At 54.3% G+C, this 20919-nt stretch carries 2 protein-coding genes; both read left to right on the forward strand.

All coding sequences use genetic code 11. The features are described 5' to 3' along the window. Nucleotides 1-267 precede the first annotated feature (267 nt). The gene (locus tag O3S85_RS09515) at nt 268-20463 is read left to right on the forward strand and encodes a tandem-95 repeat protein (protein ID WP_269540004.1); all 20196 of its coding nucleotides are present in this window, start codon (nt 268-270) and stop codon (nt 20461-20463) included. Then, on the forward strand, nt 20464-20889 hold the full coding sequence (locus O3S85_RS09520; protein WP_269540005.1) for a hypothetical protein: 426 nt from the start codon (nt 20464-20466) through the stop codon (nt 20887-20889). Nucleotides 20890-20919: the final 30 nt, after the last annotated feature.

A 20919-nucleotide genomic window follows, 5' to 3' on the forward strand; every position in this document is an offset into this window, starting at 1 on the left:
ATGAGAATTATATTCCTTTCATTGGCGGAGTCATTAAATTAGCTGCTATCAGTTGCTAAGCCAGTTTTGCTGCTCACGTGCTCGAGTGGGTCTTTCGGGGTAGTGTCTTTCCTTTATGAGGTGTCTACCAAAAGGCATGGGTGTTTGGTTAGCGGAACTCTGATTGTGAACAAAATTCGCTTGGCATATTAGGAAATATCCCTTTTGTGTGTGCTCACTAACTACGACCATCTGTACTGCTCTATGCGCTTTTTTATCACATTATTCGTGTCCTTATTTGCACTGTCTTCACCTGTCTTGGCGAAGAGTAAACATCAATCTCGTGATGGCGGAGGCGACTTCTGGTTCTGGAACAATGCGTTCAGTAAGGGCAATGGCCCGGATAATTGCGTGGAGTATTACTCATGGGGTTATTACGGAAAGAAGAAGAGGCATTCCTGTTGGAACTGGTGGTGTGACGACGACGATGAGCCTGTTGATGAAGCACCCGAGGCTGTCCTTTATGCCGATCCTTTAGAGGGGTATCAGCCGCTGAAGGTCTGGTTCTCCGCAAAATTATCCGAAGATGATTATGGCGTCACTAGTGTGTCTTGGGACTTTGGTGATGGCTCATATTCCACAGAAGATGCCCTTTGGTATGAATATACCCAGCCCGGTGATTATACCGTGACGCTGACCGTTTGGGATTGGGCAGGACAGTCGGATACCGAAACGCTCACGGTGACGGTGCTGCCTTTGCCAGCACAGCGTGTGGTCGAAGGTATCTTGGCTTACTACGATTTCTCCTCTGGTGCGGGTGACACCGTTTTTGACCGTTCGCAGACTGGCGAATCCATCAATCTGCTAATGGATGATCCGAGAAAAACAGCTTGGCTGGAGTGTGGCGGATTGGCGCTGGAGGAGCCGACGATGGTCCAGAGCTATGGCTCAGCAGATAAGATAATCAATTCGGTTAAGCATTCCCATGAAATCACTGTTGAGCTCTGGGTCGACCCAGCTGAAACGCAACCGGGTGACGGTGGCATGCTCTTCCAGATCGCAACCGTTGGCCCGAATAATGCCAAGCTGGATGTGGTCCGCTGGAATAACTTGTACCGCGTGCGCTATCGCTCAAAAGAGCATGGCAAAGAAAATAAGATTTACAGCTCAGTGGGATGCGCGGGCTCCGGGCTGACGCATATTGTTTTCACTCGCGAACACCGTCACCATAAGGGGCGTCTCTATATCAACGGTGAAAGGGTTGCCACGGCGAAGATGACCGGCACGATTTTCAGCCGTAATGAACCTTATGCCGTCGGTTTGGGGGCAGATTTGGATAATGGCGCTTGGCCTTGGCTTGGTGATTACTTCTTGAGCGCCGTTTATGGGCGGGCACTGTCCGAAGATGAGGTCATGCAAAACTATCTCGCGGGCCTGCCGAGCGACAACAGCGTCCAGGCAGTTATCACCGCGGATCCAGTTTCTGGCGATGCGCCACTCACGGTGAACTTCAGTGCCGAAGATTCTTCGAGCTGCCATGGTGCTATCGTCGATTATGCTTGGGACTTTGGCGACGGCGCGACTGGCTCTGGTTTAAGCGTTTCCCATGATTATTTGGAGGGTGGGCTATTTGAGGCCGTTCTGACAGTGACTGCCGGTGACGGTGCTATTGCCAGCTCGACGGTGCTTATCGATGTGGCTGTGCCCAATCTGCCGCCCGCTATCGCGATTCAATCACCCGTAAGCGGCCAGACCTACACCGACGCTGAGATACCGACCTTTGCCGCCTTGGCCAGCGATAGTGATGGCTCTGTGGTCTCGGTGGAGTTTTTCATTGATGGCGCTTCTATTGGTGCCGGAATACTCAACGCTACGACAGGCTACTACGAACTAAGCCTGGCTTCCCCATTGAGCGCTCAGGAAGACGTTTACCTCGTTGCCGCTATGGCGACCGATGATGATGGTGCAACGGGTTTGAGTCAGGATGTTGGTTTCCGGGTGGAGTCCGCCAATGCGGCACCGACAGTCGAAAATGTCACCTTTACGATGCTTGAAGATGGCATCCTAAGCTGGAGCCTGACCGGACAGGATGCTAACGGGGATGCGCTGACGCTAGCAATTGTTGATGCACCTGCCAGCGGCGAGCTCCTGGCCATTAATCAGGAGCCCGGCGAGAATGTCCTCACTGGTCAGTATGTGCCACCCGCGAATGCCTTTGGCGAAGTTACGTTTACTTACGAAGCCAGTGATGGGCAACTGAGCTCAAACATCGGAACCGTGATCGTGGATGTGCAAGCGGTCAACGATGCGCCAACTGGTTCATTGCCGCCGGTTACGGTCGCTGAAGACAGCGATCCCACAATCATTGATTTGCTGACGGCATTCTCCGATGTGGATGATGGAGTTGGTGCGCTAACTTTTTCGGTTCAGTCAAACTCCAATCCCGGCTTGGTGACGCCTTCGATCAGCAGTTCTTCGCTGTCGCTACTTTATGCTGCTGACGCCGAGGGATTATCAAGCATTGTTATCCGTGGAACAGACCCAGCCGGGGATTACGTGGACGTAGCGTTCGCGGTTACGGTCAGTGATGTGAACGATGCGCCGGTCATTACGAGCAGCCCGGTCACCAGCGTCGATGAAGGCACCCCTTATAGTTACACGATTACCGCAGAAGATATCGATGCTGGCGATGTGGTTACCATTACTACTGGTAGCTTGCCTGCTTGGTTAAGTTTTGACGGGGATACTTTAAGCGGCACGCCTGAAAACACTGATGTCGGGGATTATAGCATTAACGTAGCGGCAACCGATGCCGATGGTGCCATGGATGCCCAAGTCTTCACGTTGGTAGTCAACAATGTCAATGATGCGCCAGTGGCCCTCGCGGCAAGCTTGGCAACGGATGAAGATACTGCCCTGAACGGAACCCTGAGCGGAAGCGATGATGACGGTGATGCGTTGGCTTTTGCTGCGGCGACACAACCTGTTCACGGCGCTCTCTTGATCAACCCGGATGGTTCGTTCACTTACACGCCGGTTGCCGATTATAATGGGCCGGACTCTTTTACTTTCAAGGTCTCAGATGCTTCGGAAACTTCTGATCCAGCACTGGTCTCTTTGACCATCCATCCGATCAATGACTTGCCAACCGCTGCCGTTGAACCGTTTACCGTCGATGAAGATACGCCTACGCCAGTCACGGTGAACGCCAGTGATGTGGATGGCGATACGCTTGCCGCGGCCATTAGTTCGGTCAGCGGTGGCACGCTGACTGGTGACCTACTGTCGGGGTATGTTTTCACGCCCGATGAGAATTACTTTGGTGCTGCCTCGTTTGAGATCGAGATCAGCGACGGCAACGGCGGAGTGGTTACGCTGACAGAAGATTTCACCATCAACGCCATCAATGATGCGCCGGTAGCGGACGCGCTCTCTGTAGAAACCGACGAAGATTCGCCGATTGCCATCACGCTCACTGGTTCGGACATTGACGGCGATTCCTTGATTTACGCCATCGTCACAGCTCCGGCCAACGGAAGCCTCAGCGGCACTGCGCCAAACCTGACCTACACACCTTCCGAGAATTACTTTGGCGAAGATAGCTTCACTTTTACTGTCGATGATGGTGCAGAAACGTCTGCCGTTGCTGCCGTGAGCATCACAGTTACGCCGGTCAATGACGCGCCCGCCTTCAGCTCGGCACCGATCACGGTTGTGGATGAAGATGCTGCTTATAGCTACTTGGTGTCAGTGGATGATGTGGATGCGGGGGATACGGTCACGATAACTGCGTCCGTGTTACCGACTTGGTTGACCTTCGATGGAACGACGCTCAGCGGCACGCCAACCAACGACGAAGTGGGGGATCATGATGTTGTCCTAACTGCCACGGATGTTGCTGGAGACTCGGTCACCCAAAGCTTCGTCATTGCAGTAATTAATGTCAATGACGCCCCCGTTGCTACTGCCGCGACCTTCACTACGGCAGAGGATGTGGCGTTGAGCGACGCTCTCAGTGGCAGCGATGATGATGGAGATGAACTCACATTTGCCGTTGTTGATTCACCCGAACACGGGCTGGTCGTGTTGAACGCTGACGGTTCCTTCACCTACACACCTTCCGAGAATTACTTTGGCGAAGACAGCTTTACCTTTACGGTAGACGATGGTGCGGAAACGTCTGGCGTTGCTGCCGTGAGCATCACAGTTACGCCGGTCAATGACGCGCCCGCCTTCAGCTCGTCACCGATCACGACTGTCAATGAAGATGCCGCATACAGTTATTTGGTGTCAGTGGACGATGTGGACGCGGGGGATACGGTCACGATAACTGCGTCCGTATTGCCGACTTGGTTGACCTTCGATGGAACGACGCTCAGTGGCACGCCAACCAACGACGAAGTGGGGGATCATGATGTTGTCCTAACTGCCACGGATGTTGCTGGAGACTCGGTCACCCAAAGCTTCGTCATTGCAGTGATTAATGTCAATGACACCCCCGTTGCTACTGCCGCGACCTTCACTACGGCAGAGGATGTGGCGTTGAGCGATGCACTCAGTGGCAGCGATGATGATGGAGATGAGCTCACGTTTGCCGTTGTTGATTCACCCGAACACGGGCTAGTCGTGTTGAACACTGACGGCTCCTTCACCTACACACCGGCTGAGAATTACTTTGGCGAAGACAGCTTTACCTTTACGGTCGATGATGGCGCTGAAACGTCTGCCGTTGCTGCCGTCAGCATCACAGTTACTCCGGTCAATGATGCGCCAGTTGCCTTGGCTGATAGCTTTGAAGTGGATGAAGACACGAGCTTTGCGGGACAACTGGCCGGAACTGATGTGGAAGAAGATGTGCTCACCTATGCCATCGTGACACAGCCGAGTCACGGCAGTGTGGCGTTGGGCGCGGCAGGTGCCTACGAATACACTCCAGCGCCCAACTATGATGGGCCGGACAGTTTTCAGTTTACGGTATCAGATGGGGCCATTACATCGCCTGCGGCAGAAGTGACCATCGAGGTGCGAGGCGTCAATGATGACCCCGTGGCTTCAGTCGATCCGTTTACGGTGACCGAGGACACGCCAACTCCGATTGTTGTAGTGGCGTCGGACTTGGATGGAGACGTCCTGACGGCCACGATACTAAGTGCGGAAAATGGCGTGCTTACAGGCAACCTGACGGATGGTTTCCTCTTTACGCCGGATGCAGATTATTATGGCGCTGCTTCGTTTGCCATTGAGATCGATGACGGGAATGGCGGTCTGGTTACGCTAAACGAGTCTTTCCTCATTCAGCCGGCCAATGATGGGCCGAGCATTGTGCTTAATGACTTCTCGACGAATGAAGATACGCTCTATGCAGGCTCCTTTAGCGTGGATGATATGGATGGGGATGCATTGACCGTTAGCGTGCAAGCGGAGCCGACTAATGGTGTCTTAACGCTAAATACGGATAACACTTTCTCATACCTCCCAAGCGAAAATTATTTTGGAACGGATTCCTTTACGCTCGCCGTGAATGATGGCGAGACCGAGGTGACTGCCACGGCGAATATCGCAGTGCTTCCGGTTAATGACGCTCCGGTGGCTTTGGATCAGACCGTGCAGACCGACGAAAACGTGGCGGCAAGCATTACTCTGGCTGGTACTGATGTCGAGGGATCACCCCTGACTTTCCGTATTTCCAGCCTTCCGCTACAAGGGGTTATCACGAAAGCAAATGGCCAGGAAATAGCCTCTACGAGTGTGGAAATTACCGCAGCAGATTTGCCGCTAATTTACACACCGCCTTCTGGTTTCTTCCAGGTGGATCGCTTTTACTTTGTAGCCAACGATGGAGATTTAGACTCTGCCGAGGCAAAGGTGTTGGTCAGCGTTACGCCCGAACCGCGCACGAAGACATATACCGTTCAAGATGACTTTCGAGAAGGTTTTCTGGAAAATCTGACGACGCAGGAAGACCCGAACTACCTGACGACTCAGGAAAATCTTGAGTCTTTCAACTACATGTGGATGCCGATCTACACTCGGGGAACCATTGCCCGGATTGACATCTATACGGGGCAAGTAATTGGCGAGTATTGGACTGAGCCCAATCATGATTACTGGAGCATTCCGGAAAACCCTGGTGACCCATATCCTTCACGGGTGGCGCTTGATGCACAAGGCAGCGTCTGGGTGGCGAATTTCCGCACTGGTTCGATCGTTAAAATCGTAACTCCGGAAAGCGAGCAGTGGGTCGACCGCAATGGCAACGGCGAGCTTGATACTTCCTCTGGCTTGGGCGACTTGCGTTTCTGGGGCGCAAGCACGCTACCGGAAAACGCCGCTGACGTCGCCACCGATGAACTCGTCGTCATGCACATTGAGACGGGTATTTCGCAACTGCGGTTCATCACCATTGACCAGTTCAACAACATATGGGCAGCAGGCACTGGAGGCAGCGGCTGGAAATATTTTGACGGGGAAACGGGTGAACTGTTGCGAACCGAGCCAAACAATGGCTATGGCGGTTATGGCGGCTACATCTTCAACGATACGATCTTCTCCGCTGGCAGCAAGTTCCTGCATTGGAACGTCAATGATCCAATCGGCAATACCAATGCGAATTGGGATGGCGTTGTCGGTGGCAACTGGTCTTCGGCCCGGGATAGCCAGGGCAATGTGTGGGTAACCAAAGACTGGCATGATTACATTTATAAGTATTCAGAGGACGGTGAGCTTATTGGTCGGTATAAGCATGGCTCCCGCTGGTCGATGGGTATCGCTATAGATTCCAATGACCACGTCTGGGTATCGCATTCTCACTGTTCCAAATCGGTGGGCCATTTGCTGCCTGATGGCACATGGGTTGGGAATGTGACGGTTGCCAACCACGGGCCGGTTGACTTGGCCTTTGACCGTCGTGGATTCCTGTGGGTCAGCGGCACGCCGGGTATCGTGCAGCGTATCAATACCCAGGGTGGACCGATCGGTGCCGATGGCGTAACGCCGGTTGGCGAGGTTGATTTGCAAACGCCCTGGCTTAAGGGCCCACTGTGGACCTATGGCAAATTTACCGGGCGTAGCACGGAATTAACACCGGGCGCTGGCAGTTGGCGTGTGACTTATGATAGTGAAATTCCTTCTGCGCAGTGGGGTAGCGTGGTTTGGAACGCTTATCTATGCAACGACTCGGACGTCGAAGTACGTGTGCGCTTGAGTGAGAATGGTGTTAATTTCGATGAGTGGCAGACCCTGACATTGGAAGAGCCAATTCCTGCCGGCATGGGGCGCTACATCCAAGTTGAAGCCTCCCTTACTTCCGCGAGCACGGGTCATCGGGCCATCTTAAACGACCTCACAGTCGGTACCCTTGGCTACGATGAGCCCGTGGCAGATCGCTTCTGGACGGTTGATCCGGGTGACGACATTGATGGGCTTTGGCCGGAGACCATTCAATTGCGTGGCGCACTTTGCCGCTCAGACCATGAAATCGAAATCGATCCAACCTATAGCTGGACGCAGATCAGCGGTCCGGGTGTTATAACCTTTAATGATTCCTCCAGCATTGCGCCTGCGATTGTTTCGGTCACGCAGCCGGGAGATTATGTTGTGCGTTTCACTGGCGAGTTTGAAGGCGAGGTGCGCTCGCAAGATTTGAATATCCACCTGGTTCCTTTCAACAAGGCACCTTATGTCAATGGTGGTGATAACTTCTTTGTGCGCGGGCCGAACGTTGCTGCACAACTGCAAGGCGTTGTTCGTGATGATGGTCTTCCGGAAGGAGAAGCGCTCAATGTTACCTGGCGCAAAGCTTTTGGTCCGGGAGGTGAGGAGACCGTTAACTTTAGTGACATCTCCGACCCTGAGGCCACCGTTACCTTTACCGAGGCTGGCATCTATCTATTGGAGCTTGTGGCCAACGATTCTGAGTTTGAGACGGTCAAATGCGTTGAAGTTCGCGTTGGTGCCAGCTGTGAGGCGAACATATCCGGTGGCCTCTACGCATGGTGGCAGGCCAACTGTGACCACATCGACCACATTCATGGTAATGTCGGCTTCCCTGAAAACTATCTCGACGAAAATGATGAACCTGAGCCCGCGTTTGCGGATGGCGAAGTCGCCGCTGGGTTCCTATTTGATGGCGTAGATGATCGCATCACGGTATTTGAGTCGCCGAGCTTGGACATCGGCGGTCTTCGGGGGCTGAGTTTTGAATTCTGGGTCAAGCCGGATCGCTCTCGCGATGACACTCTGCTGGAGTTCGCAGAGCTGGACGCGACCGGAGTTTCCATTCGCACCTATAGTGGTGACGGCATCATTTTTGATGTGGTGGGCGAGGATGGAACCAGCCACGCCATCTCCGTGGATTCCGGATTATCCATTGGCAATTGGAATCACGTTGCCGCCATTTGGAACCGTGGAACCGGCCTGGCTGAGATTTATATCAATGGAACTTGGCGGACCGGCGTGCGCTTTGCCGAAACGGATTTTATCGCTAACACCAAGGGCGATCTGTTCTTTGGCAGTAATCGGGATAACAATGATGCATTTGATGGTGTGATGGATGAAATCACCATGTATAATCGCGCCATCAACCCCGATGAAGTATGGGCGATTTATTCGGCTGGCGAGATTGGCAAGTGCCCGCCCAATACCAATCTGGCTCCTGAAGTCGATGCCGGCGGCCTGTATGTCTTACAGGATATTTCGCAAAGCCTCCGCCTGAATGGATTCGTATCGGATGATGGTGTCCCGGCAGGGTTCCCGGTTGAGCATTTCTGGGAGGTTAGTAGCGGCCCTGGTGACATTGTTTACCTGGAGGGCGATGAGGCCTCGCTCGATCCATTGGTGCAATTCACCGCTGAGGGTTATTACTCGCTAAGCCTCTACGCGACCGATGGCGAATATGTGTTGGAGGATGTTGCGACCATCGTAGTCGGGCAGCCCTGTGAGGTTGACGCACCGGACAGCTTGGTCGCCTGGTTCAAGGGCGAAGGCACGACTCAGGACGCCACTGGTGCTAACAACGGTTATGCGATCAACGGCATCGCCTACGCGGATGGAAAAGTTGGTCAGGCAATGCAGTTTAATGGCTCACGCAGTATCCGCGTGTTTTCTTCGCCGGAGATTGATTTGAACAATTCGGCTGAGGGCTTCACCATTGAGTTCTGGGTTCAGCCCGGTCAAGACGCCTCCCGTAATATCTTCAGCTACAATGAACTTGGCGATACGGGCCTGAGCATGTGGTTCCGCCACCTTGATATGGGCGGAAATTTTGGCGATGACACTCGATATGAGTGGTATATCGAACAACCAGGCGGCGCGACGCGGATCGAATTATTCGACAGCCAAATTTTGCCGGTGGTCTTTAACCGCTATCACTTCGCCTTGGTCTATGACCGGACGTTGGGCGTGCTGCGCATGTTCCGCGACGCCCAACTCGTTGCCGAAACCACGGTCGGAGATATCGAGATTCCGACGCAAGGGGATCTCTATATCGGTGGTTATACCAGTTGGACAAAATTCAATGGCCTCTTGGATGAGTTTAGCATCTACAATCAGCCACTTGCTCCGGAAGAAATCGGCGCAATCTATGCCGCTGATACAGTGGGCAAGTGCCTGCCTTCGAACAATCAGGCTCCTGTTGTGTCTGCCGGGCAAGATTCTGGCCTGGTCACCTCCGCTGACCGTTTGCGCCTACAGGGGGTCGTTACCGATGACGGACTCCCCGAGTCGCAAAGCCTTTCGATCAGTTGGCGTCAAATTGACGGCCCCGATGGCGTGGTATTTGCCGATCCGTCCGAGCCACAAACCACGGCGACTTTCCCCGAGGAAGGTCTCTACGAACTCGAATTGGTGGCGAGCGATGGGCTGAAGCGTTCCAGCGATGTAGTGGTGGTTCAAGTGGGTGCCGGTTGCGGACTGGGTGCCTCGAGTTCGCTGGTTGGCTGGTGGCCGGGCAATCGAAACTTTGAAGACGTGATTAATGGCAATCATGGTGGCCCGGTGCGCATGAGCTTCACCAATGGCCACGTGGGCAGTGCCATGAGTTTTGACGGGACGGGGCTGGTGCGTATTGCGCAAAGCGACGAAACGGACCTCGGCGCCTCGGCGGAAGGCTTCACGATCGACTTCTGGGTCAAGCCGGGCGTGGACGCCTCTCGCACGGTGTTTGAGTTTGTTGATCCCGATGTCTCAGGGCCGCGCATGGGCTTCTGGCATGAAGACCGGGGAGGAAACTTCGGTGACGACACGCAAAATCATTGGTTTATTGAGCAGCCAGGCGGAACAACCTTGGAAGCAGTTGGCCCGGTATTGCCAGTCGTTTTCGATCTTTACCACATTGCGTTGGTTTATGATCGGCAGGCCGGATCGATGCGCATGTATCGTAACGCCGTGCTGGATGCAGAGGTGATAGTCGGCGATATACCGATTCCCACTAAAAAGGATTTGTATTTAGGCGGCTACCCGGACCGGGGCAACAAATTCTCCGGTTACCTGGATGAGTTCAGCATCTATGACCGGCCACTTCAACCTGAACAAATTGCCTCAACCTATGCTGCAGGGTCTACGGGCAAATGCCTGCCGACGGACAATGCGGCGCCCTCGGTCTACGCCGGGGAGGATACCGGAATCCTATCATCCACTGGTTCGCTCAATTTGTCAGGCGCAGTCAGCGACGATGGTAAGCCGGGCGAGAGCCCACTGACGATCAGGTGGACCCTTCTCAATGGCCCAGCGTCGGTCAGCTTTGCTGATCCATTCAACCCGACAACCTCGGTGAGTTTTACCTCCGATGGAACTTATGAATTACAACTCTCGGCCAGTGATGGTTTGGCGACGAGCGTCGATGTGGTTGTCGTTCAAGTGGGACAGTCCTGCACCTTGGGCGCCGATACCGACTTGGTGGCCTGGTGGCCAGGCAACCGCAACTATGACGATGTCATCGGTGGTCATCATGGCGGACCGGTGCGGATGAATTTTGCTAACGGCCATGTGGGCAGCGCGATGCACTTCGATGGCTCCGGCTATGTGCGCGTGAATGCCTCGCCGGATCTGGATGTGGGCCATTCGTCCGATGGCTTCACGATTGAGTTCTGGAGCGATATCGATGCGGATCGTAGCGCTAGCTTCTTTGGTTGGCTGGGTGTGGACGGCTACATGAACATTTTCCACCGCGACATGAACGGGGGCTTTGGCGACGACACCCGGTATGAGCTGAATATTGACCAGGCCGATGGCTCGCGAGTTAGCCTGGTGGGTGCCACCTTGGAAGACTTTAACGGGTGGCGACATCTGGCCATTGTCTATGACCCGGAAACCGATCTGCTGCGACTGTATCTAAATGCTGAAATCTATGCCGAAACCATTGTAGCTGACTTGACCGCGCCAACTGACGGCGAGCTCTATTTAGGGGGCTACATCACTTGGTCTAAAACAATTGGCAAGCTAGATGAATTCAGTGTCTATCGTCGTGCGCTCATGCCCGAGGAGGTCAGCGCGATCTATGAGGCAGGCGTCGTCGGCAAATGCCTGCCGACCGCGAACGATGCTCCGGTGGTCTACGCGGGCGAAGATACGGGCGTGACGGGTATTGGCGTAAACCTGACCTTGCAAGGCAATGTGGTGGATGACGGACTTCCCGGCACATCCGAATTGGAGATCGCATGGACTCAACTTAACGGCCCGGGGACCGCGATTTTTGCCGATTCAAGCTCGCCGGTGAGCTCTGTTAACTTCAGCTCCGAAGGCATCTATGAGTTGCAGCTATCGGCTCACGATGGTCTGGACCTTGCCACGGATGTTGTGGTCGTCCAGGTTGGTCCTGGTTGCGGGTTGGGCTTATCGGATTCACTGGTCGGCTGGTGGCCCGGCAATCGTAGCTACGAGGATATCATCTTTGATAATGATGGCCGGCCGGTTCGGATGAGCTTTACCGATGGCCACGTTGGTAGCGCCATGAACTTCGACGGCTCGGGCTATGTGCGCATCGCGCAAAGCGCTGAAACCGATTTGGGCGCTTCGTTAGATGGCTTTACCATTGATTTCTGGGTCAAGCCAGCTGCGGACGCTTCCAAGAATGTATTTGGCTTCGTGGGCCCGGATAATTCCGGACCTCGCATGTGGTTCTGGCACGAAGACCGTGGAGGGAATTTTGGCGACGATACGCAATACCATTGGCGAATCGAACAACCGGACGGCTCCCTGATTTCAGTTGATGGCCCCGTTTTGCCGGTGGTTTACGACCTTTACCACATTGCCCTGGTTTATGATCGTGCAGCGGGCGTATTGCGGATGTACCGCAACGCTCAGTTGGATACAGAGCTTATAGTCGGAGATATTCCGATTCCGACACAGCATGATCTTTATTTAGGTGGCTACGCTGATTGGGGCAACAAGTTCGATGGCTATCTGGATGAATTCAGCATCTATAATCGTCCACTACTTCCAGAAGAAATTGCGGCGACTTTTGCCGCGGGCACCACAGGCAAATGCCTACCGACCGAGAACGAAGCGCCGCAAGTTTACGCGGGTGAAGATATTGGCATCCTGACCTCGGCTGGACCGCTTACGCTGACAGGGTCGGTGACCGACGATGGCTTACCCGGCGAAGGAGCGTTGAGTATCGTCTGGTCGCTACTCAATGGTCCGGCTCCCGTTGTCTTCGGCGACGTGAGCGATCCTGCGACAACGGCCAGCTTCAGCGCCGATGGAACCTATGAGTTGCAGCTTTCTGCCAGCGATGGCCTGGCGACGAGCGTTGATGTGCTGGTCGTGCAGGTAGGGCAGTCCTGCACGCTGGGCGCGGATACCGATCTGGTGGCCTGGTGGCCGGGCAATCGCAATTATGATGACGTCATTGGCGGTCATCATGGCGGACCAGTGCGGATGAGCTTTGCCGATGGCCATGTCGCCAGCGCTATGCGCTTCGATGGCACGGGCTATGTGCGGGTGGACGCTTCCTCTGACCTTGATGTCGGCCATTCTTCCGATGGCTTTACCATTGAATTCTGGGGCGATATTGATGCCGACCGCAGCGCCAGCTTCTTCGGCTGGTTGGGCGCGGATGGTTATATCAATATCTTCCACCGCGACATGAATGGAAGCTTTGGCAACGACACCCGGTATGAGCTCAATATCGATCAAGCCAATGGTTCGCGGGTTAGCTTGGTTGGTGCTACTCTGGATGAATATGACGGCTGGCGTCACTTTGCCGTGGTCTATGATCCGGAAACCGACCTGTTGCGCCTTTACTTAAATGCGGAGGTTTACGCAGAGGCCATCGTGGCAGACCTCACCGCGCCGACCGATGGCGAGCTTTACTTAGGCGGCTATATTACTTGGTCGAAATTCAACGGAAAATTAGATGAATTTAGCGTCTATCGCCGTGCGCTCATGCCCGAAGAAGTCGGCGGTCTTTATGCTGCTGGTGAGGTGGGCAAGTGCCTGCCGGGAGCCAATGAAGCGCCCGTAGTCTTTGCGGGCAATGACATCGCAGTCAGTGCGGTTGGAGAATCAGTCGAGCTGGGCGGACATGTCGTGGATGATGGTCTTCCTGGAGCTTCGATTCTCGACACTGCCTGGACTCAATTGAATGGTCCCGGTGTGGCAACCTTGGTGGACCCTGCCTCGCCCACCTCATCGGTCAGTTTCAGCGCCGAAGGCGTCTATGAACTGGAACTCTCCGCTCACGATGGCCAAGCCCAGTCCAGTGACGTCGTGGTTGTTCAGGTTGGTCCCGGTTGCGGTTTAGGCGCATCGGATGCGCTGGTCGGCTGGTGGCCCGGTAACCGCAGCTATGAAGACGTGGCAAGTGGCAATGACGGTGGCCCAGTGCGTATGAGCTTTTCCGATGGCCACGTTGGTAGCGCCATGAACTTCGACGGCTCGGGCTATGTGCGCATCGCGCAAAGCGCTGAAACCGATTTAGGCGCTTCGTTAGATGGCTTTGCCATTGATTTCTGGGTCAAACCGGCTGCGGACGCTTCCAAAAATGTATTTGGCTTCGTGGGCCCGGATAATTCCGGACCTCGCATGTGGTTCTGGCACGAAGACCGTGGGGGTCATTTCGGCGACGATACGCAATACCATTGGCGAATCGAGCAACCGGATGGCTCCCTGATTTCAATTGATGGCCCCGTTTTGCCGGTGGTCTACGACCTTTTCCACATTGCCCTGGTTTATGATCGTGCAGCGGGCGCATTGCGGATGTACCGCAACGCTCAGTTGGATACAGAGCTTATAGTCGGAGATATTCCGATTCCGACACAGCATGATCTTTATCTAGGTGGCTACGCAGATTGGGGCAACAAGTTCGATGGCTATCTGGATGAATTTAGCATCTATGACCGTCCGCTGACTCAGGCTGAAGTCACCGCCACCTATAGCATGGGTGCCAGCGGTAAATGCCTGACAGATCCGGTCAACCGTGCGCCGCAGCTTCAGTTGGGGCAGGATATCACGCTGCGTCGTCCCACCACCCAAGTGACCGTGACCGCCTCCGCCTTTGACGACGGCTTGCCGACTGGTACACTATCGGGCACTTGGGCGCAACTGTCCGGTCCCGCAGGTGTGAGCTTTAGTGACGCGAATCCGGTCTTTGATGTGAGTGGCAAGGACACACTCCTAAACTTCCCCGCCGAAGGCGTCTATGAACTCCAACTCAGCGTTACTGACGGCGAGTTTTCAGTGACCGATTCGCTGATCGTTTCAGTGCTGCCACCGATCAATCAAGCGCCAACCGTCGAGCTGGGCGATCCGTTTGAAGTATCCATACTTGATGGTGCGGCATTGGCTGGCATCGTGACTGATGATGGCTTTAACGAAGGTGCCCAACTTACCGGTCGTTGGCTTAAACAGTCAGGTCCTGGTAGCGTTACATTTAACCAGCCGATCAATGACTTTGGGACTCTGGTTGGCACTCCTCGCAACGAACCGCTTTCAACGAATGCGAGCTTCAGCGAAGCGGGGGCCTATGTTTTGGCATATCAGCTCACCGATGGCGAATTTACGGTCCGCGACACGCAAGTCGTCACGGTGATCGAACCGGAGAATTTGCCTCCAATGATCACCGTTTCGGGGGGCGCTACGATTCATCTGGCGAACTCCACGCCATTGATCGCCACCGCTACCGACGACGGCTTGCCGGTATCGGGAAGCCTGACCTACCAATGGCGCAAGATAAGTGGGCCGGGCGCCGCGGTATTTGAAAACGCCTTGGCGTTGGAAACGAATGTCAGCTTTACGCAGCGTGGCATTTATCAAATTGAGTTCTCCGCCAGTGATGGTGCTAAGACAGGCTCAGAATCCGTTACGATTTCGGTCATCGATCCTCCCTACGTGGAGCTAGATCTGACGAATAATGGCGTGGTGATTGCGGCTGATCAGGTCTTCCCCTTTAGCGCCTTTACCTACGATATCCAAGACGGTGTCAGCTCAGTTGAGTTCTTCGCGAACGGTGACTCCATCGGCTTCGGTAACCGGGTTCCGAATTCCGACACCTATCGTCTGTCTTTGGCAGGCTCCAGTCTGCCGCTGAATACGCCGCTGGACATCACCGTTACGTCAACGGACTCACTGGGTGATAGCGCCACCGATGGCGGTCTGCGCATCACGGTGCTTGATGGTAACGTGCCAAACCCGGACGCGTTGATTACCTCTCCCACCGAAGGTCAGGAAATCACCGCTCCTACCGACGTCATTGGCTCGGTCACCAGCGATATCCTGGATAACTACGTTCTGGAAACGCGGCTTAAAAACACCAGCGATTGGACGGTCATTGGTTCCGGTACGGAAGCAATCGAAGATGGAACCATAGGTTCCTTTGATCCAACGCTGCTGCGCAATGGTATCTATGATATTCGTTTGACGGCCACGGATTTACTTGGGCGATCGGTCAGCGACACGATCAGTGTGGTCGTTGATACTGGCATGAAGATTGGTCACTTCACGCTGGCCTTTGAAGACCTGAGTATCCCGGTCAGCGGCATTCCTGTGCAGCTCTTGCGGGCCTATGACAGCCGAGGCGCCCTGCAAGGCGACTTTGGTCTCGGCTGGGATCTGGGCATCCGCACCGTGCAGGTCTATGAAAACCGCACGATTGGCGCTCGCTGGGTGCAGGATTCACGTGGTAGCGGCTTGGGGCAACGCCTTTTCTACAGCCCGGCCGAGCCAATCGTGGTTTCGGTGGTACTGGGTGATGATCAGGTAGAGCAGTTTGAGGCTTACTCTCCGACTGAGAATGCTGCGATTATTGGTCAGTGGCCCTTCGCTGCCCAAATCAGCTTCCGCCCGATTAATGGTTCCGTAGGCCAGCTCAGTCATGAGGAGGCGGGCATCAACTTCTCGATCATCGATAGCGGAGACGGCACATTCCAGTTCGACGACTTTGAAGGCGTCTATGACCCGGATGAGTATGTTTACACTTCACCCGATGGCACGAAGTTGGAAATTCAGGAAATCGTGGGTCTGCGCAAGGTCACTGATCGCAATCAAAACATTCTGACGATCACCGAAAGCAGCATCACGCACAGTAGTGGCAAAAGCATCACCTTCACTCGCGACGCGGCTGGACGCATTACCGAAATCACCGACCCCGATGGTGGCGTGTTGCGTTATACTTACGATGCGCAAGGTCGCCTGAGCCGGTTCACGGACCGGACTGGCACGGATACACAGTCGCCGCTCTATGGGCTTTATACGGAATTCCGCTACCAAAACGCCAACTTCCCGAATCACCTGACGTCGATCATCGATCCGCGCGGCATTGAAGCCATCGCGAGTGAATACGACGGCGACGGGCGTCTCATCGTGCAGAAGGACGCCGATGGAAACGAGATCGGCTTCGTGCACGACATCCCCAATCGCAAGGAAACCATCACGGACCGCCTGGGCAATGTCACCGTTCACGAATATGACCTGCAAGGCAACGTAGTGGCGACGACGACGGTTGACCCGAACAATCCTGATGGCCCTGGCCTGACGACCACTTACGAATACGACGCCAATCGCAACGAGACACGCATTGTCGATCCGCTGGGTAATGTAACCGAGATGGCGTATGACTTGGCGACGAACAATCTCCTCACCGAGACGCAGTATGTCAAAGGCGGCGACGGCAATCCGGTGGCGATGACCACCACCTACACCTACGACAACTTCAGCAACCCGCTGACGATTACCGACGCCGAGGGCAAGGTTACCGATTTCGATTACGATCCAGCCACCGGTGATCTGCTCACGATGACTGACGCCGAGGACAACCCAACCAGCTTCACCTACGACGGCGCGGGCAACCTCAAGACGATGACCGACGCCGACGGAAACGTCACCACCAACACCTACAACGGCTCCGGTTACGTGACACTCACGCAGGTGCGTGACGCTGATGGCGTGCTACTTTCTTCCAGCACCTTCACCTACGATGGTCGCGGCAACCAGACTTCGCAGTCGCAGCGCCGCACGCTCTATGACCAGCAGGGTAACGTGCTGGGCACGGAAAACGTGACGACGCAGTTTGCTTATGATCGTGAAGACCGCGTCATTCGCACGACCTTCCACGATGGCACGTTTACTACCACGACTTATAACGACTTCGGGCAGGTAGCGACTCAGACCGATCAAGAGAACGAGACGACGTTCATGTTCTACGATGATCGGGGCAACCTAACGCGCACCGCCTACCCGGACAATACCGAGGAGCGTACCTACTACGACTTGGAAAACCGGCGTGTGGCCATGACCGACCGCCGGGGCTACACCACATATTTCGTCTATGACGAGTTGGGTCGCATGATCGCCACAATCTTCCCGGACGCGACCACGCCCGACCCGGCAACGCTCGACCTGAGCGATTCGCTCGACATACTGGGGAACGCCGACCTCGCCGACAATCCGATGAGCGAGACGCTCTACGACGAGATTGGCCGGGTGGCGTTCAGCTTCGACGAGCGGGGCAATCCGACGACGTATGAGTATGATCCCAACTGCGGCTGCTCTGGTCGCCGGGGCACGGTCACCAATGCGCTCAACCAGACTACAAGCTTTGCCTACAGTCTTAATGGTAATCAGCTCAGCGTCACCGACGCGAACCTGCACACGACGCAGTTCGAATATGATGACCTGAATCGTCCAACCAAGACTATCTTCCACGACAACACCATCACCGAAACCGTCTACGACGAGCTTGGACGTCGTTCGGCGACCATTGACCAAGAAGGCAAGCGCACAGAATACGTTTACGACGGCCTGGGCCGCTTGGTCACCGTCCTGCAGCCGGACCCGGATGCCGCAGCTGCCTTTATCGAAACGCATTACGGCTACGATGAGCTTGGCAATCAGATTAGCCAGACCGATGCCGAAGGCCGCACCACATATTACCAATACGACTCGCTCGGCCGCCGTGTGGCGCGAACTCTCCCCGAGGGCCAGACCGAGACTTACACGTATTACAACGACGGTGCGCTCAAGACCCGGACGGACTTCAACGGCTACACGACCACCTACGAATACGACAAGCTCAACCGGATGACGGCCAGCATCGCGGACCCGACCCACCCATCGCTGGAGCTGCCGCATGCCGCCGCGCGCATCGACTTCGTTTACACGGATTCCGGGCAGCGCCGCAGTGCGACGGTCACCAATGCCGATGGCGTGGTGCTGGATTATCAAGAGTGGCTCTACGACGAGCGTGATCGCTTGACCGATCACCTGACGCCGCGTGGCGACCTGAGCTACACTTACGACGCTTCGGGGAACCTCAAAAGCGTCGACTCGGGCAATGTCAATGGGGTCGAGCTGGCGTATGATTACGATGTGCTCAACCGTCTCGAAACCGTCTACGACGCCGGGGCCGCCCAGCCCGCGCTGGAGCACGACTATGGTTACGACGACGTGGGCAACCTCCAATCGCTGGCCTACGCTAACGGCGTCACCCACACGTGGACGTATAACAGTCTCAACCGTCTGACGAATCTGGTGCAGTCGAGTGGCTCGGGCACGCTCTATGGCTACACCTATGAGCTGCGTGATTCCGGTCACCGTAGCCGCCAGACTGAAACTTCAGGCCGCGTGGTCGACTACACCTACGACAATCTCTATCGCCTCACCTCGGAGACGATCACGAACGACCCATTCGCGGTCAATGGCGTGTCGTCTTGGACCTATGACGATGTCGGCAACCGCCTGACGCAAACTTCCACGCTGCCCGACATCGCTGCGCAAAATGAGACCTACTCCGACAACGACTGGCTCGACGGCGCCATTTACGACGACAACGGCAACACTACCCTGGAAGATGGCAACGCCGACGTCTATGACTTCATGAACCGCCTCGTGCGCCGCACGACATCAGGCGGCTCGGTGATTGACATCACCTACGATGCGGACGGCAACCGCATCACCAAGTCAGCGCCGGCGGGCGTCACCCACTACCTAGTGGACATGAACAACCTCACCGGCTACGCGCAGGTCTTGGAAGAGCTCGACAGCACGCTCACCACGGAGCGCGTCTATACTTACGGCCTCGACCTCATTGCCCAGCATCAGCTCATGCCGGTCGACGCCCCCACGGGCTGGGAAACCAGCTACTACCTCTATGACGGCCTCGGCACCGTCCGCGCCCTGGCCGACGAAAATGGTTCGATCTCAGACGCCTACACCTACGACGCCTGGGGCAACTTGATTAATACTCAGGGACTGACACCCAACAGCTACCTCTTCACTGGTGAGCAGTGGGACCACGACCTGGGCATGTATTTCCTCAGAGCGCGATACATGAACCCCGAGACGGGCAGGTTCCATACACTGGATACGTTCGAGGGGCGGAATGCTGATCCGCTGACGCTACATAAGTATCTTTATGCGCATGCGAATCCGGTGATGTTTGTGGATCCAAGTGGCAATGAAACAATTGCAGGGCTAATGATTGGTTTTTCTGTTAAGCAAGTTTTAGCCGCATCTGTTGCGCTAACGTTTGCATATATGTGGGCTGTTAGTCCACAATTTCGATTGCAAGTTTTAAATGCCAGTGGTCAAGCCGTTGCTCTTTTAAAAAGCAATTTGAACAAAATGAGGACGGCTATTAGAGATGTAGCGAAGAAAATTGGCGAAACGGTTAAGAAGGTCTTGAGAATGCCAAAGTTCTTCGTCATCAAATCAATTATGCCTCAAATTTACAGCTTCAATGTTGGGGCCTTAGCCACGAATCCATCTTGGCATGTTCTCAGATATAATGGGATTCGAAGCCCAAGAACCAAGTCCAATCGGAGATGGATTATGAGGACTTACCGACATCTCAGAGCAGCGGCTCCTAAGGGGTATCAGTTAGATGAGTTTCCATTTGCTTCCACTCATCGAGGGGGACCATTCGGTCCTGCCCTAGGGCGCATGGTTCAAGCTAGTGATAATAGAAAGCAGGGGGGATACTTAGGAGCATTTTATCTCTTACGCTTGAAAGGAAAGTCTCAACCGTTTTTAGTTGTTCCTGTAGGTATATAAATGATGAAAAAAATATCTTTCAGAGGAATTGAATTTATTCTGCCACCTGGGCTGTCTGTAAAAAGTAAGCTCCCAAATTTTTATGCTGAGAACAAAAGTGGTAGTGTAACTTTTGTGTTCGATCTCAAATTTGACAATGAATCCTATTTTGAATCTTTAAGCATGCTTCGTGAGAATTTTGGAGTTAATGAAATGCTTAAAAGTACGATTATTCGCGAAGGTGAGGTCTCATCTCCTGTGATCGGATATGAAAAAATTATTCACCATAGGATAGTTAATAATTTAAACGATCCTGGAAATCACAGTTGGGCTTTAGCTCTTTCGCATAATAATTTTTCTATTTTTATTGAGCTAAATGCAGAGGGCAGTTATGAGTCTATGCGGGATTATTGGGAAAAAATAGTTGACTCCATAAAAATCAGCTAGGGTCAGCGTAATTAAATGAAAAGTCAAACT

The organism is Cerasicoccus sp. TK19100 (assembly GCF_027257155.1).
Taxonomy (GTDB): domain Bacteria; phylum Verrucomicrobiota; class Verrucomicrobiia; order Opitutales; family Cerasicoccaceae; genus Cerasicoccus; species Cerasicoccus fimbriatus.